Source organism: Mesoflavibacter profundi (genome assembly GCF_014764305.1).
In the GTDB taxonomy this organism is placed as follows: domain Bacteria; phylum Bacteroidota; class Bacteroidia; order Flavobacteriales; family Flavobacteriaceae; genus Mesoflavibacter; species Mesoflavibacter profundi.
The window spans coordinates 1,736,538-1,761,327 of record NZ_CP061703.1; the positions used below are offsets into that span (position 1 = coordinate 1,736,538).

Genomic DNA, 24,790 nt, shown 5'->3' on the forward strand with positions numbered 1-24,790 from the left:
GTAAATTTTAAAGTTTAACTGTCTTAAACTAATGAAATTATTGACAATTCCTAAAAATTAACAATCTTTTAGGGTTTTTATTGAAAATTTAATGGTTTTAATTGGATTTTTTCTTTTTTCCGAAAATTCCGCCTAAAACATCCTTTACAGGATTTTTCGTATTACTACTATCTGTTTTTGTGCTATCCTTTGTAGTATTAGAATTGCCTAAAATACCTCCAAGTACATCTTTAACTGTATTGTTTTTAGTTGTGTTTGTACTATCTTTTGTAGTAGTGTTACCTTTAATTATATTATTTATTGCATCGTTTATTTTGTCCTTACCGGTATTAAGTAATTTTTGTTTTTGAATTTCTATAAGTTGTTGCGTAAGATTTTTTACACCACTTGTTAAATCTGTTTGAACTTGCGGTTGTGTTGTGCTTCCTGATACATTAGCAGTTACCGGAATGGTAATTGTATTTACAGTAGGATCATTAATTTTTGCAATTAGATTATTTACGTCTGTACCTAGATATTTAGCAGGAACATCTAATACGACTTGATAATTCATTGTATTAGAAAATGAATGCGATCCGCCAATCGTCATTTTAATATCCTTGTATTTAATATCAAAAGGCTTTACGTTTACTTGCCCGTTATTAAAACTAAGTTTAGTTTTTAAATCTTTTAAATTTAATTTACTAAAGTCTAAGAAGCTTAATTTATTTTCTAGTAAAGAAACTAGTTGTTCGTTTTTAGGTTTAAATTCACCTGTTAATAATTCCGCGAAAGCGTCGCCAGATATCGTATTTAATATAGGTGTAAAATCTTCGCCTAATGTTCCGGATAAATCTATACTGCTATTAAGTTTTCCTTCTAAAGCTTTTGCTAAAGGCGCTAAAGCTTGTAACATGTCAAGACCGTTAAAGGATTGAGAAATATTAAAGTTAGATGCACCAAGCTGCATGTTAAATGTCGCTTTTTCTTTAGAAGTATCTACTAATCCATTTAAAGATAAATTTCCATCAAAAATACTTGAAGTTACATTGTTTAGTTGTGCTTTTTCTTCTGCTATGGTTAGATTTCCTTTTACATTTTTAAGCGTTAAGTTGTCGTAAACAACTGTGTTTGCATTTGCGGTAATATTACAATCTAAAAACGCAGGAATTTTTAATGCAGTATCAGGTTCTGCACTTTGGTTAACTGGTGCTTCGCTACCGCCTTCAATCATAAAATCACTTACTATGAATGTGTTCGAATTTACGATGAAATTTCCTTTTAGTTTTTGATCGCTTAGAAGAAATCCTAATAAATTATTTATTGTTCCTTTTGCATTTATATCCGATTGTCCAGTTGTTGCATTAAAGTTATCTAAACTAATGGTTCCTGGATTAAAACTAATGTTGGCGTTGCTAATATTAATTGGATTTACAATATCTGCAGAAGAAAACACAAAGTCACTAACACTTAAATTACCGTTATTTTTTATTCGGTTATAAGCATTTGTTTCTATAGCATTCATGTCAAAACTTGTGTTAAGCTTTGCTTTTAAAATACCTTTTAACTCGTTTTCTAACTGTATTGGATAAGCTTTTGTGATGTTTGCTAAATTTAAAACACCATCTATGTTAGCATTTACAAGCATGTTGCTTGTTAGATTTTTTATAGTAGCCGAGCTTTTAAACACATCTTCATCTATCTTAAAATTAAGAGTGTTAAGATTTAAAAATGTATCGTCTACTAAACCAGTTTCGTTTTTAATTTGCGCGTTAATGCTTATGTTTTCTACGCGTTTTGGTAAATCTGCAAATTTAAAAGACGCGTTGTTAGAAAGAATATTAATATCTAAAGTAGGTATGGTTTCTTCGGTTACTTTTCCTTTAATAATTCCGTTTACTTTAAAGTTACCGGTTGTATTAACATTGTCTAAATTTTTAGCATACGTTTTTGGGATGACAGCTAAAAACTCTTTAAAAGAAGAGCCTGGATTTTCAAAAGAAATATCTATGTCTTGACCATTTTCAAGTTGTTTTACATAGCCTTTAAATTGTAAAGGTAAATCGTTTACAAAACCTTGATTGTCTTTAAAGGTGTAAGTTTGATTTGGTATGTCTAGATCTATTAAAGCATCAAGTTTAATTAGATTATTACTTAAATATTCTGTACTATCAAGGCTAAACGTTACGTTAGCTTCGGTTTTTGTGTCTAATTCAGATGTGTCTCCAGAGAATGTTCCGTTACCTGTGTGATTTATGTTGGTTACTTTTATTAGTGTATTAGCGCTTTCATCTACATAATTGAAGGCGCTGTTGTTTATGCTGTAATTTTCGATATCAAAAACAAAACTATTGTTATTTGAAGCGTTTGAAGGCGTGTTATTGGTATTGGCTTTAGCAATATCCCAATTGACTTGTCCGTCTTTGTTGGTTTTTAAATTAATAAATGCGTTATCAATATTTATACTGTTGACTATGATTGGATCTTCACTTGCTGTTTTAAAAAGTTCTTTAACAGACATGTCTAAAGATAGTTGTTTTACATTGGCAAGTGTGTCGTTTTTAAAAGGCTCAAAAGTTGTAATGCTTAATTGGTCTATAGTAACGTTTGCTTGAGGGAAACTACTTAAAAAACTAAGGTTAACATCGTTAAATTCTACTTTAGCATTTACATTATTATTGATGTAATTTCTAACTAAATTTTTAATTTGTTTTTGAAATATAAACGGACTTGCTATTAATACGACTAAAAGTATTAAAATTGAGATGCCAACTATTTTTAGTTTTTTTTTCATTTAGAATAAATGGATTATAATTTTATACGAATTTACGTATTAAACTAACTAAAAGGATGTTGCAACCTTAGTATTTAATATAAGTTTAGCATTTTTAAAGCAGATTTATCTCTTCGTTAACTTTAAGGTTGAAACGTTTTCTAAAAAGATAAACTCCTAAATATAAAAATGGTGTGTCAATTACGGCTATTAATACCTTAAAAATAAATCCGCTAATTAATAAACCAGCAAATTTATCCCAACCTATTTCACCAAAAGCGCACAGTAAAAATAAAACTGAAAATGTATCTACAAACTGAGATAAAAATGTCGAGCAGTTATTACGTAACCACAACATTTTTCCTTTAGTTAGTTTTTTCCAAAAGTGATAAATCTGTATATCTACCAATTGTGCTAATAAATATGCCATCATACTAGCAAATACAGCAATTATAGTATTGCCAAATACTGTAGTAAATAATCCATCGTCAACAGGTGACCAACTAGTTGCAGAGACATTGTTTGCTGTATACACAATTAATAAAGAAAAAATCGAAGCAAAAATACCGGCAATTACAATTTGATTAGCGCGTTTTTTTCCATAAATCTCACTAATTAAATCTGTTATTAAAAAGGTGATAGGGTAAGGTAATATGCCAACAGAGATTTCGAAAAGTTTAGCGCCAAAAATTTCAATTTCAAAAGGATACCAATAAAAAAACTTCTGAAAAATTAGATTAGAAACAACTAAAGAAGTTATAAATAAGGCTCCTAAAAACAAATAAATTTTTTGTGCGAGTAGTTTATCTTTTAAGGTCATAAAAACTTATTAACAGTTTGTGTAAAGATAAGGACTAAGTGGATTTCTTTTAGTTATTTTGTCAAAGATTTATGAAGGATACAAAAACAGTTTACATTGCATTAGGAAGTAATAAAGGCGATAAGTTTAAAAACTTACAACTTGCTATTAATGCAATTTTTGAAAAAATAGGCGCTATTGTTAGTATATCTAAAGTATACCAAACAGAAGCAATGGGTTTTGATGGAGACGATTTTTTAAACACATGTATCGCAGTTAATACTAATTTATCCGCAAAAAAAGTATTAAAAATACTTCAAGAGATTGAGGTGAAATTAGGACGTAAACCCAAAAAATCTATTGGGTACGAATCTAGAGAAATAGATTTGGATATTATTTTTTATGAAGATGAAATAATAGATGATAAAAACCTTATTATTCCTCATCCAGAAGCGCACAAACGCAAATTTGTATTAGAGCCACTTCAAGTAATTGCAGCCAACATACAACATCCAGTTTTAGAAACAACTGTAGAGCAATTATTAACCAATTGTACAGATACTACAACCTTACAGCCGTATAATATTTGGTTAAAAAACCCAATAAAAAAATATACGCTTTCTAAGCAAAATTATATTGCTATAGAAGGTAATATTGGCGCAGGAAAAACCAGTCTTGCTACACAAATCTCTAAAGATTTTAATGCAAAATTAATTTTAGAACGTTTTGCAGATAATCCTTTTTTGCCAAAATTTTACAAAGAGCCTAATCGCTACGCCTTTACTTTAGAGATGTCTTTTCTAGCAGATCGATACCAGCAAATTAGTGACGATTTAAGCCAGTTAGATCTATTTAAAGATTTTATTGTAAGCGATTATGACGTGTTTAAATCTTTAATTTTTTCAAAAATAACGCTACAACCAGACGAGTTTAAATTATACCGAAAGCTTTTTTACTTAATGTACAAAGACATTGCAAAACCAGATTTGTATGTCTATTTATACCAAAACACACAACGATTACAAGCTAATATTAAAAAACGAGGTAGAAAATATGAAAGCGAAATTGCAGACGATTATCTAGAAAAAATCAATGCTGGTTATTTAGATTTTTTAAAAAGTCAATCCGATTTAAAAGTCAAAATAATAGATATATCCGACAAAGATTTTGTTAAATCTAGAGAAGATTATCTTTGGTTAATAAAGGAAATAAATAATGCAGTACAAGATAATTAACACAGATACAATTTATATTGTAGGATTAAATCAAACTGCAAATTTTACTTCAAATGGTTTGGTTACAGCAAAGCTGGCAAAATCGTTTATGCCAATTATTAATTTAATTACAAATCGCGTAGACCAAACAACGATATCTTTACAAAACTATACCAATTTTAATTTAGAAAATTTTAGTCCTGCAATAGTTTTTGAAAAATGGATAGGTGTACAAGTAAAAGACTTAAATACAGTACCAGATAATTTGCAATCCTTAACAATAAACGCTGGTAAATATTTGGTAATAAATTTTGAAGGTACTATTGAAGATTTTGTAAGCTTTTGGCAAGACATTCATTTTAATTGGTTGCCAAATTCAGAATTTAAAATAGATAACAGACCGCATTTTGAAAGGCTTGGTCCAGAATACAATCCAAATCAAGCAGTTAATAAAGAGGAAATTTGGATTCCTATTAAGTAGAATTTAGGCTGAAAATTTTTAGCTTTCTACATTCAAACTTTTCAGTTTACTAAATACATCCCACACAACAACGCCACAACTTACGCTAATGTTTAAAGAGTGTTTGGTGCCATATTGCGGAATTTCTATTACCAAGTCACTTGCATTGACTACTTTTTGAGAAACACCTTTTACCTCGTTACCAAAAACTAAAGCGTATTTAGTATTTGTTTCAGGGTTAAATTGGTCTAACATCGTAGCGTTTTCGGCTTGTTCTATACTTATAACTTTATAATTTTCGGCTTTAAGTTTTTCGACTAATTCAACAGTGTTTTCAATGTATTCCCAATCAACAGTATCTGTGCTACCTAAAGCAGTTTTATGAATGTCTTTATGTGGCGGCGTTGCAGTAATACCACACAAGTAAATTTTTTCAACTAAAAAAGCATCACTCGTTCTAAACACGCTTCCAATATTGTTTAGACTTCTAATATTGTCTAAAACAATAATAATTGGTGTTTTTTTAGAGGTTTTAAAATCTTGTATAGATAGCCTGTCTAACTCGCTATTTTTTAGTTTTCGCATTCTTAAATTTGTGAATAATTATCAATAACTTAAACCTAAATGATTTTATAAAAAATCAATATTTAATTACATTAGCAAACTTACTAAAAACAGAAATCCTTTGGCAAAAAAAAGTAAAAAAGTCACACCTTTAATGCAGCAATACAACAAGATTAAAGCAAAATATCCAGATGCTTTATTGTTGTTTCGTGTAGGAGATTTTTATGAAACTTTTGGAGAAGATGCTGTAAAAACAGCAAATATTTTAGGAATTATCCTAACAAAACGAGGCGCTGGAAGCGAAAGTGAAACCGAACTTGCTGGTTTTCCGCATCATTCTTTAAACACATATTTACCAAAATTAGTAAAGGCTGGAGAACGCGTTGCAATTTGTGATCAATTAGAAGATCCTAAACAAACAAAAACGATAGTAAAACGTGGTGTAACAGAGCTAGTAACACCTGGTGTTGCCTTAAATGATGAGGTGTTACAATCTAAAAGTAACAACTTTTTATGCTCTGTATATTTTGGTAAAACCAGTATTGGGATTTCGTTTTTAGATATTTCTACAGGTGAATTTTTAACCGCTCAAGGTAATTCAGAATACATAGATAAGCTGCTTCAAAATTTCAACCCAAGTGAAATTTTAGTATCAAAACCTAATAGAAACAGATTTACAGAAGCATTTGGTAACGATTTTCACACTTTTAATTTAGAAGATTGGGTTTATCAAACCGATTTTGCTAATGAAACTCTGTTAAAACATTTTAATACATCATCTCTTAAAGGATTTGGCGTACAAGATCTTAAAGATGGTATTATTGCATCGGGATCAATTTTACATTATCTATCCGAAACGCAACATCACAAACTAGAACATATTACTTCAATAGCAAGAATTGCCGAAGATGATTATGTTTGGATGGATAAATTTACTATTAGAAATTTAGAGCTGTATAACTCTACAAACAACAATGCAGTTACACTTCTAAATGTAATAGATAAAACCATTTCTGCAATGGGCGGACGTATGTTAAAACGTTGGTTAGCGTTACCGCTAAAACATGCAGATAAAATTAAGCAACGTCATGAAGTTGTGTCCTTCTTAAAAGAAGATACAGTTGTACTTCAAAAAATACAACACTATATAAAAAGTATAGGAGATTTAGAACGATTAATTTCTAAAATAGCAACACAAAAGGTAAGTCCGCGTGAGGTTATTCAACTTAAAAATTCATTAGAAGCAATAGTGCCAATTAAAGCATTAGCAACTAATTGTGATAACGAATCTTTAAAAATCATTGGCGATAATTTACAAAGTTGCAATGTGCTTCGAGAAAAGATTAAAGAAACTTTAAACGAAGACGCGCCAGTAAATGTTTTAAAAGGAAATACAATTGCAAACGGATTTTCATCAGAATTAGACGAGCTTAGAGCGCTATCAACTTCAGGAAAAGACTATTTAGATAAGATGTTAGAGCGCGAAAGTGAACGTACTGGAATAACGTCGCTTAAAATAGCATCTAACAACGTTTTTGGATATTACATTGAAGTAAGAAATACGCACAAAGATAAAGTGCCAGAAGAGTGGATACGTAAGCAAACTTTAGTTAGCGCAGAGCGTTACATTACTGAAGAATTAAAAGAATACGAAGCTAAAATTCTAGGTGCAGAAGAACGTATTTTAGCTATCGAGCAAAAGTTATTCGCAGATTTGGTACAATGGATGAGTCAATATATCAAGCCTGTACAACAAAATGCTTATCTAGTTGGGCAATTAGATTGTTTATGCGGTTTTGCTCAACTTGCTATTGATAATAAATATGTATATCCTCAATTAGACGATTCTTACGATTTAGATATAAAAGATGGTCGTCATCCAGTAATAGAAAAGCAGCTGCCAATAGATCAGCCATACATAACAAACTCTGTATTTTTAGATAGAGATTCGCAACAAATTATAATGATAACTGGACCAAATATGTCAGGTAAATCGGCTATATTAAGGCAAACAGCATTAATAGTTCTTTTAGCTCAAATAGGAAGTTTTGTACCTGCAAAAGAAGCTAGAATTGGTGTAGTAGATAAAATATTTACAAGAGTAGGAGCGAGTGATAATATTTCTATGGGCGAATCTACATTTATGGTAGAAATGAATGAAACCGCGTCTATTCTTAATAATATCTCAAATAGAAGTTTAGTATTGTTAGACGAAATTGGACGCGGAACAAGTACTTACGATGGTATATCTATAGCATGGGCAATAAGTGAATATTTACACGAACATCCTGCTAAACCAAAAACATTATTTGCTACACACTATCATGAATTAAATGAAATGACAGAAACATTTAATCGTATAAAAAACTATAATGTATCTGTAAAAGAATTAAAAGATAACGTCTTGTTCTTACGTAAATTAGTAGAAGGTGGTAGCGAGCATAGTTTTGGAATACATGTAGCTAAGATGGCAGGAATGCCTCAACAAGTATTGCATAGAGCAAATAAAATTTTAAAGAAATTAGAGAAAAGTCATTCTAGTGAAGAATTAACAGATAAAGTAAAATCTATAAAAGATGACATGCAATTAAGTATTTTTAAATTAGATGATCCGCTTTTAGAAAGTATAAAAGAAGAAATACTAATAACAGATATTGATACTTTAACACCTGTAGAAGCCTTAATGAAGCTAAATGAAATAAAACGTATGCTTCTGAAAAAGAAGTAAGTAAAAAATATTTTTGATTTTTTTTAAAAAAAGGCTTTGTAAATCGTAAATATATTTTAAATTTGCATCCGCAATAGCAATATTGCTCGTTCTTTAAAAAAGACTGCGAAAGTAGCTCAGGGGTAGAGCATCACCTTGCCAAGGTGAGGGTCGCGGGTTCAAATCCCGTCTTTCGCTCTGAGACTTTCTTAAAATATACCAAGTTGCTGAAGTGGTGGAATTGGTAGACACGTTGGACTTAAAATCCAATGTCCGTTTTGGACGTGCGGGTTCAAGTCCCGCCTTCAGTACAAAAGCCTTATCAAACGATAAGGCTTTTTTGTTTTAAATATTTAACAATAAAGAATAAAAAAAAAGCTCATACTAAGTATGAGCTTTTAATTTTTAATAATTTAATTATTCTTCGTCGTCAGTAGCTTCTTCAACTGCATTTTCTATAGATTCTCCTGCTTCTTTTGTGTCTTCAATTGCATCGTCTATAGCTTTTCCTGTTGCTTCAAAACCATCTTCTACAGCTTCTTCTGTTTCTTCTGCAGCGTTTTCAATTGTATCTTCAATTTCTTCTGCTTTTTTTTCATCTCTACAAGAAGTAAATGCTATAGCAGATACTAAAACTGCACTTAATAATACTTTTTTCATTGTTAAATTGTTATTGATTAGTAATTTATAAAGTTAAGAATGAATTTTTTATTTTAAGAATTTTATTACAATAATTCTATTTAAAAACCCATTTCGCTATTATTTACGTAAAAACTTAACAATTTGGATTACCGCGCCTTCTTTTTCTTTTACAAAATTGAAACTTTTTTCTCCAGTTTCTTCTCTAACTGTTTTGTTGTCAATAAGTAAGTCTAATTTATTTTTAAGTGAAGTATAATCATTTACAGAAAACACGTTACTATGATCAATCATAGCTTGCGCTTCAGGAAACTTTTTATGATTAGAACCAATTATAATCGGAACACCAAAAACAGCAGGTTCTAATATGTTATGTAATCCAGTTGTACCCATTGCGCCACCAACATAAGCTATATTTGCATAGCTATAAATTTTGCTCAAAAAGCCAATTGTGTCAACAATAAAAACTTGAGAATCTTTAAGATTATAATTTTCTTTATTTGAAAATAAAACAGTCTCTTTTTGTAGGGACTGTTTTAAGCCTTCAATCTGCTTAGCTTTTATATTATGAGGTGCAATAATAAACTTTACATCATGTTTGCATTGATTAATGTATGGTACTAAAATAGCTTCATCTTCTGGCCAAGAACTACCAATAACAATACATAATTTATCATGTTTAAAAGTTTCAATAAAATCAAGAGTATTGTCAATCTGTAACTGATTTAAAACACGATCAAACCTTGTGTCGCCGGAAACTGTAGCATTTTTATAACCTATGCTTTCAAGTAAATTTTTAGACACTTCGTTTTGCGTAAAAATATGTTCAAATGCAAAAAGTGCTTGTTTAGTTTGTGTTCCATACCATTTAAAAAAGGATTGATCTTTTCTAAATACAGCAGATATTAATATCGCGCGTAAACCATTCTTTTTAATTTCATTTAAATAATTTGGCCAAATTTCGTACTTCACAAAAACAGTTAACTCAGGATTTACAAGTTTGATAAATTGTTTCGCATTAGATTTAGTGTCTAATGGCAAATACACAACAACATCTGCAAATGGTGCATTTTTTCTAATCTCATAACCAGATGGAGAGAAAAATGTTAAAACAATTTTATGTTTAGGATAATCTTTTCTTAGTATGTCAAAAATAGGCAAACCTTGCTCATATTCACCTAAAGATGCACAATGAAACCAAAGTGTTTTATCATCTTTTTTAATTTCATTTTTAAGACTATTAAACGTATTAGCGCGACCTTTTACGCCTAATTTTATCTTGTGGTTAAAAAGTGCAATTACTTTTAAGACCAAAGAAGTCAAATAAATAAGGATGTTGTAGATAATATTCAAATTAATTTGTTTGTGCTAAAATACGTAATTCATTGGTTAGCGTTGGCTAATTTTGTAAATTCGTTACATAAACGATTATAAATTAAAATCGAGTGAAAAAAATACAAATGGTTGACCTTAAAGGTCAATATGCAGATATAAAACAAGAAGTAGATACTTCAATTCAAGAGATTATTGATAATACAGCTTTTATTAATGGTCCAAAAGTGCATCAATTTCAAAAAAACTTAGAAAATTATTTAGGTGTAAAGCATGTTATACCATGTGCAAATGGTACAGATGCTTTACAAATAGCAATGATGGGATTAGGTTTAGAGCAAGGTGATGAGGTCATTACAGCCGATTTCACTTTTGCTGCAACCGTAGAAGTTATTGCGCTTTTAAAATTAACACCAGTTTTAGTAGATGTAGATCCAGATAATTTTAATATCGATATAGACGCTATTAAAAAGGCAATTACGCCTAAAACAAAAGCAATTGTGCCAGTACATTTATTTGGTCAATGTGCTAACATGGAAGCGATAATGCAAATAGCTAAAGAGCATAATCTTTATGTTATAGAAGATAACGCACAAGCAATTGGCGCAGATTTTACCTATTCTGATGGCACAAAAGCAAAAGCAGGAACAATTGGTCATGTAGCCTCAACATCATTTTTTCCCTCAAAAAACTTAGGCTGTTATGGTGATGGAGGCGCTATTTTTACAAACGATGACGATTTAGCACATACCATTAGAGGTATTGTAAATCACGGAATGTACGAGCGTTATCACCATGATGTTGTCGGTGTAAATTCGCGTTTAGATTCAATCCAAGCAGCAGTTTTAGATGCCAAATTACCACATTTAGATAATTATAATCAAGCACGTCGTGACGCAGCAAGAAAGTACAATGAAGCCTTAAAAGATGTGCCACAAATTACATTGCCTAAAACCGTAAATAACTGCGAAGGTATTTGTGATACCTGCGATTGTCACGTATTCCATCAATACACATTAAAATTAGTAAATGTAGATAGAGATGCGCTAGTTAAGTTTTTAAATAGTCACGATATCCCTTGCGGCGTTTACTATCCAATACCATTACACAAACAAAAAGCGTATCAGGATAACAGGTACAACGAAGCAGATTTTACAGTCACAAACCAATTGGTACAACAGGTGATTTCTTTACCAATGCATACCGAATTAGAAGACGATCAAATCGAATTTATTACAACAAAGATTAAAGAATTTATAGCAAATAATTAGGGCGTTACCCGTAAAGGGTCGGGCTTTCGCAAGTCGCAATCAAAGATGTGTTCCAACAATTGCTCAATCCCTAACGCACATTCCAGCCAATGAAGGTACTAGTAACAGGAGGATTAGGATTTATCGGTTCGCATACCGTAGTCGAGCTTCAAAACAAAGGTTTTGAAGTCGTTATAATTGATAATTTATCAAATTCATCAATAAAAGTATTAGACGGTATTGTTAGTATTACAGGTAAAGCACCAATTTTTGAAAATCTAGACTTAAAAGAAAAATCCAAAGTCCAAAAATTCTTTTTAAACCATCAAGATATAGTTGGTGTTATACATTTTGCAGCAAGTAAAGCAGTTGGAGAAAGTGTAGAACAACCGTTAATGTATTATGAAAATAATATAAACACTCTGGTTTATGTGTTGCAAGAATTAACAAAATTAGAGCAATCTAATTTCATCTTTAGTTCGTCTTGTACCGTTTATGGGCAAGCAGATGAATTACCAATTTCAGAAAACGCGCCAATAAAACCTGCCGAATCACCTTATGGTAATACCAAACAAATAGGTGAAGAAATTATTAAAGACACCTGTAAAGTCACACCAAAATTAAATGCAATCGCTTTACGATATTTTAATCCAATTGGAGCACATCCAACAGCAAAAATAGGAGAATTACCAATTGGAGTACCACAAAACTTAGTGCCATTTATCACACAAACAGGAGTTGGAATACGCGAACAACTATCTGTTTTTGGTGATGATTATCCAACACCAGATGGAACGTGTATAAGAGATTACATTCATGTAGTAGATGTAGCAAAAGCACACGTTGTCGCTTTACAACGCTTGTTAGAATCTAATAATACAAGTAATTACGAGTATTTTAATTTAGGAACAGGAACAGGTAGTAGCGTGTTAGAAGTCATAAATTCTTTTGAGCGTGTTTCTGGAGAGAAATTAAATTATAAGATTGCCAATAGAAGAGAAGGTGATGTTATTTCTGCATATGCAGACACGACAAAAGCCAATCAAGTTTTGGGTTGGAAAGCAGAATCTTCACTTGACGACGCTATGACATCTGCTTGGAAATGGCAACAACGCTTAAATTCAAATTAGTATATTATAAATTATTCGGTATTAAATTGTCAAATACGTAAGTAATCTGATAAATCGTTAAGCATATCTTATTAATATTCTGATTAACAATATTTTAATGTTTTAAATTCGTGATTGGTTAATATTCTTGTTTATTTTGTAGCTAATGCAAATGATAAAACAATGAAATTGATTACCGTCAAAAGACAAACAAAACACGAAGACAGGTTTACACCAAAAATGGGTAAATTAACTGCAAAAGTCACCTACATTAAGAAGCACTTATTAGGTATTCCTATTAAAACATTACACAAATATCGCGAAACGTATTACGGCGAAGTTAAAGATTGCATAGATTGCAACTTAGCTAGATAACATAAAAAAAGCCTCGAAATTTTCGAGGCTTTTTTTATATGATATTAGTAAGTTTATTTGGCGTCTTTTTTCTTTTTAAAGCTACCTACAATTAAACAACCCATTCCAACCATTACAGAAACATCTGCAATGTTAAAAATTCCGGTTCTTAAAAAACCACCAAAATCTAAATGTAAAAAGTCGGTAACAGATCCATAAACAATACGATCGTAAACATTTGCTATTCCGCCACCAATAATACAACAAAACCCAACTAAGGTCATATTGTCCATTGTTTTTTCTTTTATGATATGTCTTAAGACAAAAGCTAAAACTAATATTGGTAAAATTAGTAGCAATGCGATTCTTAATCCAGGACTAAAATCGCTTCCCATTCCTAAAAATGCGCCTTCGTTTTCTACATTATGAAGCGTAAAAACATCTCCTATAATTTCACTAACGCTTCCTTTAGCAACTTCTGCTCTTACAATAAACTTAGAGATTTGGTCAATAGCAATGTTAAGAAAAATTAATGCAGTAATAAGTATGTTTCTTGCGCTCATTATTGCTCTGTACTTATTGTTGCAGATTCAGTTTCAGCAGATCTATCAATCTTTTTTACTAAGCCTTGTAAAACTTTTCCAGGACCAACTTCAGTAAAAAGTGTAGCACCATCAGTAATCATTTGTTGTACAGATTGTGTCCAACGTACAGGCGCTGTTAATTGCGAAATTAAATTAGCCTTAATTTCAGTTTCATCTATAATAGCGCTAGCTGTTACGTTTTGGTATATTGGGCAATTAGGTTTGCTAAATGTTGTGTTTTCTATAGCTGCAGCTAATTCTTCTCTAGCTGGTTCCATCATTGGCGAGTGAAATGCGCCACCAACAGGTAGTACTAAAGCACGTCTTGCGCCAGCTTCTTTCATAGCTTCACATGCGCGATTGATTGCTTCTACTTCTCCAGAGATTACTAATTGACCTGGACAGTTGTAGTTAGCAGCAACAACAATACCTTCAGTTTTTGCACAAATATCTTCAACTAATTTGTCTTCTAAACCTAAAACAGCCGCCATAGTACTTGGTTGGATTTCGCAAGCTTTTTGCATAGCCATAGCACGTTGTGATACTAATTTTAAACCATCTTCAAAGCTTAATGTTCCGTTTGCTACTAATGCAGAAAACTCACCTAAAGAGTGACCAGCTACCATATCAGGTTTAAAACTATCACCTAAAGTTTTTGCTAAAATTACCGAATGTAAAAAGATAGCAGGTTGTGTTACTTTAGTTTCTTTTAATTGGTCTGCAGTACCTTCAAACATAATATCTGTGATGTTAAACCCTAAAATTGAGTTAGCATCTTCAAATAAATGTTGAGCTTCTGGAGAGTTTTCGTATAAATCAAGTCCCATACCAGTAAACTGAGCACCTTGACCAGGAAAAATATATGCTTTCATTAAATTTAGTTTCTTAATTATTGAGCAAAAATAGGAATAAAATATTAAAGAAAACTATTGCTTTTAAAGCTTCTCGATACAATTTGTTCATACTTTACAAATCATTCGAAGTGAACAAAATTAATAACTACATGGCGTCAGTTCGAGTAACGCGACGATAGAAGCGTTGTATCGAGAACTATGTTAAATTGATTTAAAATATTAGAAAAAATCTAGGTTCTTGTCTTTATATTTTTGGATCTATAAATTACAAATTCCCAGTAGCAGCTTCTGCACAGCGTTCGCCATCCATTGCTGCGCTAATAATTCCGCCAGCATAACCAGCACCTTCGCCACAAGGGTATAAATTGGTGATTTCTGGATGATGTAATTGGTCTGTTCTTGGGATACTAACTGGTGATGAGGTACGCGATTCTACACCAATAATATTAGCTTCTTCGGTGTAATAGCCTTTCATTTTATCACCAAAAGCTTTAAAACCTTTACGTAAAGCACTACCTATAATTTTAGGAAATAAACTGTGTAAAGGCGCACTTTTTATACCTGGTTGATAAGACGTTTCGTTTAAAGTTGAAGATAATCTACCTTCTACAAAATCGGTCATACGTTGTGCTGGCGCAGTTTGATCACGATTACCAGAGGTAAAGGCTAATTTTTCAAAATCTTTTTGAAATTCTAATGCTTTTAAAGCGCCAAATTGTTCGTATTTATGTAAATCTTTGTCCGCATTAATTTCAACAACAATACCAGAATTAGCAAATTTATTGTTTCGTCTAGAAGGCGACATACCATTAACTACAACTTCGCCATTTGCAGTTGCTGCAGGAACAATAAATCCGCCAGGACACATACAAAAACTGTATACGCCACGTCCATTTACTTGCTGAACTAAACTGTATGAAGCAGCTGGTAATAACGGATGTCTTTCGCCAGAACAATGGTATTGAATGTTGTCAATAATCTGTTGAGGATGCTCTGCACGTACGCCCATTGCAAAACTTTTAGCCTCAATTGCTATTTGTTTTTTATTTAATAAATAGAAAATATCTCTTGCAGAATGACCTGTTGCAAGAATTACTTTTTCGGTAGTTAATTCCTCACCATTATTAAGTTGAAGCGCAACTATTTTTTCATTTTTTATAATGAAATCGGTAACGCGTGTATTAAAATGAATTTCGCCACCAAAATCTAAAATAGTTTGTCTAATATTTTGAACGACTTTTGGTAGTTTGTTAGTACCAATATGCGGATGCGCATCGACCAGAATTTGATCTGTTGCGCCATGAAAGACAAGATTTTCAAAAATACGACGTACATCACCACGTTTTAAACTACGTGTGTATAGTTTTCCGTCAGAATATGTACCTGCACCACCTTCGCCAAAACAGTAATTAGAATCTTCGTTTACAAAATGATCTTGATTTATGGCTTTAAGATCACGACGTCTGTCTTGCACATTAGCACCACGTTCTAAAACGATGGGTTTGTAACCAAGTTCTACACAGCGCAATGCTGCATACATACCAGCAGGACCAAAACCAATAATATGAATAGGTTTAGCGTTAGATACGTCTTTGTATTCAAAATGATAGTCGGAAGTTTCTGGAACAGGTTCTTTTATAAAGACCGATACTTTATAGTTGAAGATAATTTTTGGCTTACGTGCATCGATAGATTTACGTAGGATTTTAATGCCCGAAATATCTTCACGCGGTATAGACAACCATTCCGCAGATTTAATTAATAATATATCTGGGATTTCTTCTTCTTTAAGAGAAACACGAAGTTGAATGTCTTTTACCATAATGCGAAATTAGGTAAATTTTGAATGAAACTATGTAATAAATTAAATTCTCTCAAAAGTTAAAAACGAAAACTCATATTGATGTTTATCATCTTTTTTATGAAAAACATTTGAGATTTCTTTAAATATTGAAGTATCTATTTTCGGGAAAAAAGTATCTGCTTCCGGAAATGTAGCATGTACACGCGTAATTTCTATTTTGCTAGCGTATGGCATAGCTTGCTTGTAAATTTCTCCGCCACCAATAATAAAAGGTTGTGAGTCTTTTTTAGCTATGTTTATTGCGTCTTCTAAGCTATTAACAATTATAACACCATCTGGCGCTGTATAATTTGATTGTCTTGTTATTACAATATGTGTGCGATTTGGTAACGGTTTTGGAAAACTTTCAAAAGTCTTACGACCCATAATTATATGATGTCCAGAAGTTAGTGATTTAAAGCGTTTAAGATCGTCACTTAAATGCCAAATTAAGTCGTTATCCTTTCCAATTTCATTATTTTCTCCAGCCGCAACAATCATAGTTAAGTTGTCTACTACTTTGCTGTTTTTTTGATTGAATAATTGGCTTTCGGCAATGGTTAAATCTTCTTTTTCCAATTGCGTTTTTAGTTTTTCTATGCGTACTTTTTGTTTTTCTACAAGTTTGGCTAGTTGTTGTTCTTCCCAATCTTTACCCATAAATTTATGAGTAACAAACACATTAAATAAATGAAAAACAAATAAGAATAACCAAACAATAATAGCAATTACAAACCAATCTTGACCAAAAATCTTTAGATCTTGACCTATACCTAAAACGGTATTCGCTAAGATTAAAAATAAAGCACCAATTAAAAAAATAACAAAATGATAGTATAGGCGTTTTTTTTGTTTAATACGTTTTTGAGCATTTTTAATTAATTCTAATTGCTCTTTATCTATTTGAGGTTGTTGTTTCTTTTTACCAAACATGTCTTATATTTTTTATGTAAAGTTAAGATTTTATTTATTGAAATTAATTTATATTTTTTTATTCCTTACTGCTTGAAAATTAACTATATAGTTGGTGTTAAAATGAATTTTTTGATAATAATTAATGAGTTTTTTACTTCAAAATGAAATTTTTAAGCCTTAATATTATCAAATTGATAAAAGTATTTAAAATGAATGTTAAACTATAGTTTGGTGTTAAAATGTTACTTAATTTTAGATTGCAAAAAATCAACAAGTTATGTCTATTAAGAAACAATTTTTAAAAAGTAAACCAGTTTGTAAAGTCACTTTTACAGTGCCTGCAGAAACAGCAGATACAGTTTTTGTTGCAGGTAATTGGAATAATTGGAATACAAATGCCGAACCATTAAAAAAATTAAAAAACGGATTATTTAAAGGCACAGTAAATTTAGAATCTGGTAAGGATTATGAATTTAAATATGTAATAGATGGTGAATGGCAAAATGAAGTAGAAGCAGATGCTTACAATTGGAACGATTATGCGTGTTCTAATAACAGTGTGTTACAACTTTAAAAGTTATAAAAGCAAGTTTACCTGGTTATTTCAAATAGTACAGGAAGTGAGAACGGAACATCTGATGGTAAACCATTAATTTTACCAGGCGTTATTTTTGGTAAAAAAGACATTACTCTTCTTGCTTCTTTTTCTATGTTTTTATGAGGTGCACTTGTTTTTATCTTAGTAATTTTACCTTCAGTATTAACCACAAAGGAAATATATATTTTATATTTTCCGGGTTTTAGTTTTGTTTTTTTGGTTGCTTTTCTAACATCAAAATATTCAAAAAAGTGCTCGTTTATTTTTTTGGAAAAACAACTTTTCCTAAAATAATTGTTAGTTTCATCTTCGCAACCTGGATAAATAGGAGTTACCATTACATAAGATAACGGTATGTCTTCAGTCTCCTTTTCTTGGGTAAAAGCCCATTGTGTTGTTAAAATTGCAACTAATACAAATGTTAATTTTTTAATCATTAGAATTTTATACTGCAACAACACCTTTAATATGAGGATGCGGATTGTAATTTTCCAGTTTAAAATCTTCAAATTTAAAATCGAAAATATCTGTGATTTCTGGATTTAGTTTCATGGTTGGTAAAGGTCTGCAGTCTCTAGATAATTGCAGTTCCAATTGCTCTAAATGGTTATTGTAAATATGAGCATCTCCAAAGGTGTGAATAAATTCTCCAGCTTCGTAACCACAAACTTGTGCCATCATCATTGTAAATAAAGCATAAGATGCAATGTTAAATGGTACACCTAAAAAGATATCTGCACTACGTTGATATAGTTGGCAAGATAATTTACCATTAGCCACATAAAACTGAAAAAACGCATGACATGGTGGTAATGCTGCTTTGCCATTAGCTACATTGTCGCTAAAACTTTTTGAAGTGTCTGGCATTACAGAAGGATTCCATGCAGATACTAACATACGTCTACTGTCAGGATTGTTTTTTAGTGTGTCTATCACATCTTTAATTTGGTCAATCTCGTCACTATTCCAGTTTCTCCATTGGTGACCATATACAGGACCAAGATTACCATTCTCGTCAGCCCATTCGTTCCAGATTCTTACTCCGTTTTCTTGTAAATAATTTATGTTAGTATCACCTTTTAAAAACCAAAGTAACTCGTAGATAATAGATTTTAAGTGCAGTTTTTTTGTGGTTACCATTGGGAAACCTTCACTTAAATCAAATCTCATTTGGTAACCAAACACACTTTTGGTACCTGTTCCTGTTCGGTCTTCTTTTGCGTTGCCGTGTTCTAAAACGTGCTTTACAAGGTCGTGATATTGCTTCATTGTCTTTTCTGTTTCAAGGATTTAAAAATAAAAAATAAGGGTTAAATCTATATGACTTAACCCTTTTTATTATTTAAAAGTTATTAACGGTTTTTAACCAATAATCATTCCTGCAATTGTTGCTGAAATTAGCGAAGCAATCGTTCCTCCAATTAAAGCCTTTATACCAAATTGAGATAAAGTTTTACGTTGTCCAGGCGCTAAAGATCCTATACCGCCTATTTGGATACCAATAGAAGCAAAATTAGCAAAACCACAAAGCATATACGTTGCCATAATAATGGACTTTTCATACTTTAAATGAGTTGGATTTGCTATGTTTTTTAAATCTGCTAACTGAATATATCCAATAAATTCAGATGCGGCTAATTTGATGCCTAGTAATTGTCCCATTAAAGCCATGTCTTCTTTAGCAACACCAATTAACCACATTAATGGTGAGAATACATATCCTAAAATAAGTTCTAAAGATAAATTTTGATATGGTGTATTATCTGCTATCCATGTGTTAAAAGTGGTAACATCTCCAACCCAACCTAAAATACCATTAACCATAGCAATAAAAGCTACAAATACTAAAAGCATTGCACCAACATTTACAGCTAATCTTAAACCTTCTGTTGTACCATTGGCAATAGCATCTAATATGTTAGATCCAATTTTTTCTTGAGATACTTCAACGTCTGTATTAACTTTTTCGGTTTGAGGAAATAATATTTTAGAAATTACAATTGCACCAGGCGCTGCCATAACAGAAGCTGCTAATAAGTGCTTTGCATAGAATAGACGTAACGCTTCATCTTCACCACCTAAAAATCCTATATATGCAGCTAGTACTGCACCAGCAACAGTAGCCATACCACCAATCATGACTAGAAGCATTTCAGATTTATTCATCTTTTCTAAATACGCTTTGATTAGTAACGGCGCTTCGGTTTGTCCTAAAAATATATTTCCGGCAACCGATAAACTTTCGGCTCCAGAAATTTTTAGAGCTTTAGATAGTAGCCAAGCCATAGCTTTTACTAGCTTTTGGATGACACCAAGATAAAATAAAACAGATGTAAGCGCCGAGAAGAAAATTATTGTAGGTAATACTTGAAAAGCAAATATGTACCCAAAAGTATCCATGTCTACGACTAAACCTTCAAATAAAAATTTACTTCCAGCGCGTGTAAAATCTAATACACTAACAAATAATCCTCCAACAAATTCAAAAGCTGTTTTTACAAAGTCTACTTTTAAAACTCCGATTGCTATTATAAGTTGAAATGCAAGTCCAATTCCAACAATTTTCCAGTCTATAGCTTTACGGTTACTACTAAATAAAAAGGCAATTAATACTAAGCAAACCATACCTAAAACGCCACGCCCTAAACTTGTAAACGAAAATCCTTGATTAGGTATTATTTGATCTGTCGCCGCTATAGCAGCTTCTGTTTTTTTTGAAGGTTTAACTACAAAGTTGTAAGTGTTTTCTTTTTGAACTAAAACTAAAGTAGAATCTGTTAAAGTTTTTACCTTAAATCGTTTTACCATTTCAAACGGAGTATCGTAGTAAAAAACAAGTAAATTGTTTTGATGAATATAATCTCCTGTAGCGTCTTTTAATTTAAAAGCACCTTTGTTAAGTTTTAATAAGGCGTTTTTTTCTATAATTACTGGTTTGCTTTCTGAAGCTGTAACATTTATGTTGCTAGAATCTAAAAGCCAGTCTTTGCTTATTTCTTGAGCAAATGTAGAACTGATGGCTAAAATAATTGTAGCAGTTACTAGTAATAATTTTTTCATCTGTAAAAAGGTAAGGTTATCTTTTAGATATTTCGTCTCTAATTTTGGCTGCTTTTTCGTAGTCTTCGTTGTTAACAGCTTCATCTAAAAGGTTATGAAGTTCTTCAATGCTTTTAGACTTGTATATGTCTTCTGCAGAAGTTTCTACTTCAAGTTCTTCATTAATAATTTCTTCTATTAAAACATCATCTTCGTTATCGTCTTCCGTTTTTGGATCGACTTTTAAGTAGATTCCTGCTTTATCTAAAATATTTTTGTAGGTAAATATCGGAGCTTGAAAACGTAATGCTAAAGCTATCGCATCACTTGTTCTAGCATCTATAATTTCTTCAATTTTATCTCTTTCGCAAATTAATGATGAATAGAATACACCATCTACTAATTTATGAATGATAACTTGTTTTACCACAATGTCAAAACGGTCTGCGAAATTTTTAAACAAATCGTGTGTAAGTGGTCTTGGAGGTTTTATTTCTTTTTCTAATGCAATAGCAATAGATTGTGCTTCAAAAGCACCAATAACAATAGGAAGTTTGCGGTCACCATCTACCTCATTTAAAATTAACGCATAGGCGCCATTTTGGGTTTGGCTATAAGATATTCCTTTAATATTTAATCTTACTAAACTCATTCTGTCAAAAACACAAAGAACTGTTTAAATTAGGACTTTACCAAACCGTTAGGCTTAGATTTTTGTACAAAATTTAAACAGTCCTTGTTATATCAGACTTAAAGTTAAAAAAAATTAAGCGTTTGCTGCTTTAAAAGCTTTTAGTTTTTCAATTAATTGAGGAACAACTTCAAAAGCGTCACCAACAACGCCATAATCTGCAGCTTTAAAGAAAGGTGCTTCTGGATCTGTGTTTATAACAACTTTTACTTTTGATGCGTTAATACCGGCTAAGTGTTGTATTGCTCCACTAATTCCTATTGCAATGTATAGGTTAGAAGCTACAGGCTTTCCTGTTTGTCCAACGTGTTCGCTATGAGGTCTCCATCCTAAATCAGATACTGGTTTAGAACATGCTGTAGCAGCACCTAAAACATCTGCTAATTCTTCTACCATTGCCCAGTTTTCTGGACCTTTTAATCCTCTTCCAGCAGATACTACGATGTCTGCATCTGCAATAGTAACTTTATCTGTTACTTTATCTACAGAATCTACAGTTACACCAGACGCTTCAACAGATGGTGAAAAATCTTCTGAAGATGCATTGGCTGTATTTTCTACTAATCCAAACGCGTTGTTAGATACTCCAATAATTTTAACTTCTGTATCTATTGATGTAAAATTAAAAGCTTTGTTTGTAAATGCTGTACGTTTTACAGTAAATGGTGAAGTAGAAGTTGGGACAGCTACTACATTAGAGGCGTAACCAGCATCTAATTTTACTGCTAAAACTGGAGCTAAATATTTGCTATCTGCTGTTTGACCTAACACGACTACTTTAGCTGCTTCTTGTTTAGCAGCTTGCTCTAATACAGAAGCGTATGCTTTTGCATTAAAGGTTTTTAAATTGTCATTAGAAACATTTAATACTTTATCTACACCGTATGTTCCTAATTGAGAAACATCTGATACGTTAACAGCAACAGCAGTTACTGTTGTACCCATTTGATCTGCTACAGCTTTTGCATAAGATGCAACTTCAAAAGCAGATTTTTTAAAAGTTCCGTTTTCTGACTCTGTATATACTAATATTGACATAATTGTTTTTTTAAAAATTAAAATTCCAAAAACTAAATTCCAAAATAGCTTTGTTGGAATTAGAAAATGGGATTTATATTACTTTAGCTTCGTTGTGTAAAAGCTCTACTAACTTATCTAAATTATCTGGTGCAACTAAAGTGACTTCACCTTTTGGTGCAGGTTTTTCAAATTTAACCGAGCCAGTTTCTGTATTAGCTCCGCTTGGCTCTAAAACAGTTAAAGGTTTTTTACGAGCCATCATAATACCTCTCATGTTTGGTATACGTAAATCACTTTCTTCAACCAATCCTTTTTGACCTCCAATAACTAAAGGTAAAGATGTTGATACAGTTTCTTTTCCACCATCAATTTCTCTTACTGCTTTAGCATTTGTACCATCAACTTCTAAACCTATACAGTTAGTTACAAAATTAGCGTTAGTCATTTCTGCTAACATACCTGGTACCATACCGCCATTATAATCAATAGATTCACGACCAGCAATAACTAAATCGTAACCACCATCTTTAACTACATTAGCAATTTCTTTAGCTACTTGATAGCCATCTTTAGCTTCTGTGTTAACTCTAATAGCATTGTCTGCTCCAATAGCTAAAGCTTTTCTTAAAGTAGGTTCAGTTTCTGCACCGCCAACGTTAACAACATCTACAGAAGCACCTTGTTTTTCTTTAAACCACATAGCTCTTGTTAATCCAAATTCGTCATTAGGATTAATAACAAATTGTACACCATTTGTGTCAAATTTAGAATCACCATCGGTAAAATTAATTTTTGAAGTAGTGTCTGGTACATGACTAATACACACTAAAATTTTCATATTTTATACTTTTTAAAGTTTAATAATTATAGCTTGTTAGTTTACTAAAACGTTGTAGTAATAGTGTATAAACAGCAATTTTTTAATAAAATTTTAGAGCATAAATCGCTCTAAGATATTGTGGTTACGAAGATATGGAATTATTTTTAAAATTTACTATGCGTGCATAATAAATTTTAAATAATTCTTTTACGAGTATTTTTTGATTAATTCTTATTTTTGCTCTTCAAATTGAAATAATAATGAAGACAATACAGTTTAGAGAAGCTATTGCAGAAGCCATGAGCGAAGAAATGCGTCGTGACGAAAGTATTTACTTAATGGGTGAAGAAGTAGCAGAATATAATGGTGCCTACAAAGCATCTAAAGGTATGTTGGACGAGTTTGGTCCTAAACGTGTAATCGATACGCCAATTGCAGAGCTTGGTTTTGCTGGTGTAGCAATTGGATCTACTATGACAGGAAATAGACCAATTGTAGAGTACATGACCTTTAACTTCTCTTTAGTTGGTATTGATCAAATCATAAATAACGCTGCAAAAATTAGACAAATGTCTGGTGGGCAATTTAAATGTCCAATCGTTTTTAGAGGTCCAACAGCTTCTGCAGGACAATTAGCAGCAACGCATAGTCAGGCTTTTGAGAGCTGGTTTGCAAATACGCCAGGTTTAAAAGTTGTCGTGCCTTCTAATCCATACGATGCAAAAGGATTATTAAAATCTGCTATTCGTGATGACGATCCAGTTATTTTTATGGAATCTGAGCAAATGTATGGTGATAAAGGTGAAGTGCCAGAAGGAGAATATACTATACCATTAGGTGTTGCAGATATTAAGCGTGAAGGTACAGATGTAACTATCGTTTCTTTCGGAAAAATTATTAAAGAAGCTTACAAAGCAGCAGACGAACTTGAAAAAGAAGGAATCTCTGTAGAAATTATAGATCTTCGTACTGTTAGACCAATGGATAGAAAAGCTATCTTAGAGTCTGTAAAGAAAACAAACCGTTTAGTAGTTTTAGAAGAAGCTTGGCCTTTTGGTAACGTAGCGACTGAAATTACTTACCTTGTACAAAGTGAAGCATTTGATTATTTAGATGCACCAGTTGTAAAAATTAACACTGCAGATACACCTGCGCCTTACAGTCCAGTATTGTTAGAAGAATGGTTACCAAACCATAACGATGTGATAAAGGCTGTTAAAAAAGTGATGTACAAATAAAAAAATGT

General features: G+C 31.8%; 23 protein-coding genes and 2 tRNA genes. 10 read left to right on the forward strand and 15 right to left on the reverse strand.

Annotation, left to right across the window (positions count from 1 at the left end; genetic code table 11):
• Positions 1–97: 97 nt before the first annotated feature.
• A complete protein-coding gene (locus IFB02_RS07735) occupies positions 98–2,773 on the reverse strand; it encodes an AsmA family protein (protein ID WP_106687845.1) in 2,676 nt (891 codons plus the stop codon).
• Positions 2,774–2,867: 94 nt separating this feature from the next.
• Positions 2,868–3,572, reverse strand: coding sequence for a queuosine precursor transporter (locus IFB02_RS07740; protein WP_106687844.1), 705 nt, complete (start codon positions 3,570–3,572; stop codon positions 2,868–2,870).
• A gap of 71 nt (positions 3,573–3,643) precedes the next feature.
• Here IFB02_RS07740 and folK point away from each other — a divergent pair, with 71 nt between their 5' ends.
• Positions 3,644–4,786: a 2-amino-4-hydroxy-6-hydroxymethyldihydropteridine diphosphokinase gene (gene folK / locus IFB02_RS07745; RefSeq protein WP_106687843.1), complete on the forward strand. Its 1,143-nt coding sequence runs from the start codon at positions 3,644–3,646 to the stop codon at positions 4,784–4,786.
• Positions 4,767–5,246 (forward strand): GyrI-like domain-containing protein, encoded by a 480-nt coding sequence (locus tag IFB02_RS07750; protein WP_106687842.1) that lies wholly within the window; start codon positions 4,767–4,769, stop codon positions 5,244–5,246. Before folK ends, IFB02_RS07750 begins: the two co-directional genes overlap by 20 nt.
• An 18-nt stretch (positions 5,247–5,264) precedes the next feature.
• On the opposite strand, the gene IFB02_RS07755 is transcribed toward IFB02_RS07750, so the two are convergent.
• Positions 5,265–5,810 (reverse strand): RNA methyltransferase, encoded by a 546-nt coding sequence (locus IFB02_RS07755; protein ID WP_106687841.1) that lies wholly within the window; start codon positions 5,808–5,810, stop codon positions 5,265–5,267.
• A gap of 100 nt (positions 5,811–5,910) precedes the next feature.
• Here IFB02_RS07755 and mutS point away from each other — a divergent pair, with 100 nt between their 5' ends.
• The 3 genes from mutS to IFB02_RS07770 all read left to right on the forward strand — a co-directional run bounded on the left by mutS (position 5,911) and on the right by IFB02_RS07770 (position 8,807).
• On the forward strand, positions 5,911–8,517 hold the full coding sequence (mutS, locus tag IFB02_RS07760) for a DNA mismatch repair protein MutS (protein ID WP_106687840.1): 2,607 nt from the start codon (positions 5,911–5,913) through the stop codon (positions 8,515–8,517).
• Between the two features lie 105 nt (positions 8,518–8,622).
• A tRNA-Gly gene (locus IFB02_RS07765) sits at positions 8,623–8,694 on the forward strand.
• Between the two features lie 28 nt (positions 8,695–8,722).
• Positions 8,723–8,807 (forward strand) — tRNA-Leu (locus IFB02_RS07770).
• 106 nt (positions 8,808–8,913) lie between these two features.
• On the opposite strand, the gene IFB02_RS07775 is transcribed toward IFB02_RS07770, so the two are convergent.
• Both IFB02_RS07775 and IFB02_RS07780 read right to left on the reverse strand, forming a co-directional pair.
• Complete coding sequence (locus IFB02_RS07775; RefSeq protein WP_106687839.1) at positions 8,914–9,156, reverse strand: hypothetical protein; 243 nt, start codon at positions 9,154–9,156, stop codon at positions 8,914–8,916.
• A 99-nt stretch (positions 9,157–9,255) separates the two neighbouring features.
• The gene (locus IFB02_RS07780) at positions 9,256–10,488 is read right to left on the reverse strand and encodes a 3-deoxy-D-manno-octulosonic acid transferase (protein WP_106687838.1); all 1,233 of its coding nucleotides are present in this window, start codon (positions 10,486–10,488) and stop codon (positions 9,256–9,258) included.
• Positions 10,489–10,595: 107 nt separating this feature from the next.
• On the opposite strand from IFB02_RS07780, the gene IFB02_RS07785 reads away from it, so the two are divergent.
• The 3 genes from IFB02_RS07785 to IFB02_RS07795 all read left to right on the forward strand — a co-directional run bounded on the left by IFB02_RS07785 (position 10,596) and on the right by IFB02_RS07795 (position 13,201).
• Positions 10,596–11,738, forward strand: a complete 1,143-nt coding sequence (locus IFB02_RS07785) for a DegT/DnrJ/EryC1/StrS family aminotransferase (protein ID WP_191073169.1) — start codon at positions 10,596–10,598, stop codon at positions 11,736–11,738.
• An 89-nt stretch (positions 11,739–11,827) separates the two neighbouring features.
• A complete protein-coding gene (galE, locus tag IFB02_RS07790) occupies positions 11,828–12,847 on the forward strand; it encodes a UDP-glucose 4-epimerase GalE (RefSeq protein ID WP_106687836.1) in 1,020 nt (339 codons plus the stop codon).
• Between the two features lie 162 nt (positions 12,848–13,009).
• Positions 13,010–13,201, forward strand: coding sequence for a hypothetical protein (locus IFB02_RS07795; RefSeq protein WP_191072613.1), 192 nt, complete (start codon positions 13,010–13,012; stop codon positions 13,199–13,201).
• A 53-nt stretch (positions 13,202–13,254) separates the two neighbouring features.
• On the opposite strand, the gene lspA is transcribed toward IFB02_RS07795, so the two are convergent.
• From lspA to IFB02_RS07815, 4 genes are all read right to left on the reverse strand, one after another.
• Entirely contained in the window at positions 13,255–13,743 is a 489-nt protein-coding gene (gene lspA, locus IFB02_RS07800; protein ID WP_106687835.1) for a signal peptidase II, read from the reverse strand.
• On the reverse strand, positions 13,743–14,636 hold the full coding sequence (gene fabD / locus IFB02_RS07805; RefSeq protein WP_106687834.1) for an ACP S-malonyltransferase: 894 nt from the start codon (positions 14,634–14,636) through the stop codon (positions 13,743–13,745). The genes lspA and fabD overlap by 1 nt, the downstream gene beginning before the upstream one ends.
• 247 nt (positions 14,637–14,883) lie before the next feature.
• Complete coding sequence (locus tag IFB02_RS07810) at positions 14,884–16,440, reverse strand: NAD(P)/FAD-dependent oxidoreductase (RefSeq protein ID WP_106687833.1); 1,557 nt, start codon at positions 16,438–16,440, stop codon at positions 14,884–14,886.
• 42 nt (positions 16,441–16,482) lie between these two features.
• Entirely contained in the window at positions 16,483–17,394 is a 912-nt protein-coding gene (locus IFB02_RS07815; protein WP_106687832.1) for a dihydrofolate reductase, read from the reverse strand.
• Positions 17,395–17,653: 259 nt separating this feature from the next.
• Between IFB02_RS07815 and IFB02_RS07820 the strand changes: the two genes are divergently transcribed.
• Positions 17,654–17,950, forward strand: a complete 297-nt coding sequence (locus tag IFB02_RS07820) for an isoamylase early set domain-containing protein (protein ID WP_106687831.1) — start codon at positions 17,654–17,656, stop codon at positions 17,948–17,950.
• Positions 17,951–17,967: 17 nt separating this feature from the next.
• Here IFB02_RS07820 and IFB02_RS07825 read toward each other — a convergent pair whose 3' ends face one another.
• From IFB02_RS07825 to IFB02_RS07850, 6 genes are all read right to left on the reverse strand, one after another.
• Positions 17,968–18,411 (reverse strand): energy transducer TonB, encoded by a 444-nt coding sequence (locus IFB02_RS07825; RefSeq protein ID WP_106687830.1) that lies wholly within the window; start codon positions 18,409–18,411, stop codon positions 17,968–17,970.
• 7 nt (positions 18,412–18,418) lie between these two features.
• Positions 18,419–19,243, reverse strand: a complete 825-nt coding sequence (locus tag IFB02_RS07830; protein ID WP_106687829.1) for a thymidylate synthase — start codon at positions 19,241–19,243, stop codon at positions 18,419–18,421.
• A 93-nt stretch (positions 19,244–19,336) separates the two neighbouring features.
• Positions 19,337–21,034, reverse strand: a complete 1,698-nt coding sequence (locus IFB02_RS07835) for a NupC/NupG family nucleoside CNT transporter (protein ID WP_106687828.1) — start codon at positions 21,032–21,034, stop codon at positions 19,337–19,339.
• Between the two features lie 16 nt (positions 21,035–21,050).
• Positions 21,051–21,665, reverse strand: a complete 615-nt coding sequence (locus tag IFB02_RS07840; protein WP_106687827.1) for a bifunctional nuclease family protein — start codon at positions 21,663–21,665, stop codon at positions 21,051–21,053.
• Positions 21,666–21,779: 114 nt separating this feature from the next.
• Positions 21,780–22,742, reverse strand: a complete 963-nt coding sequence (locus tag IFB02_RS07845) for an electron transfer flavoprotein subunit alpha/FixB family protein (protein WP_106687826.1) — start codon at positions 22,740–22,742, stop codon at positions 21,780–21,782.
• Positions 22,743–22,815: 73 nt separating this feature from the next.
• Positions 22,816–23,562, reverse strand: coding sequence for an electron transfer flavoprotein subunit beta/FixA family protein (locus IFB02_RS07850; RefSeq protein ID WP_106687825.1), 747 nt, complete (start codon positions 23,560–23,562; stop codon positions 22,816–22,818).
• A 242-nt stretch (positions 23,563–23,804) separates the two neighbouring features.
• On the opposite strand from IFB02_RS07850, the gene IFB02_RS07855 reads away from it, so the two are divergent.
• Entirely contained in the window at positions 23,805–24,782 is a 978-nt protein-coding gene (locus IFB02_RS07855) for a pyruvate dehydrogenase complex E1 component subunit beta (RefSeq protein WP_106687824.1), read from the forward strand.
• Positions 24,783–24,790 lie beyond the last annotated feature (8 nt).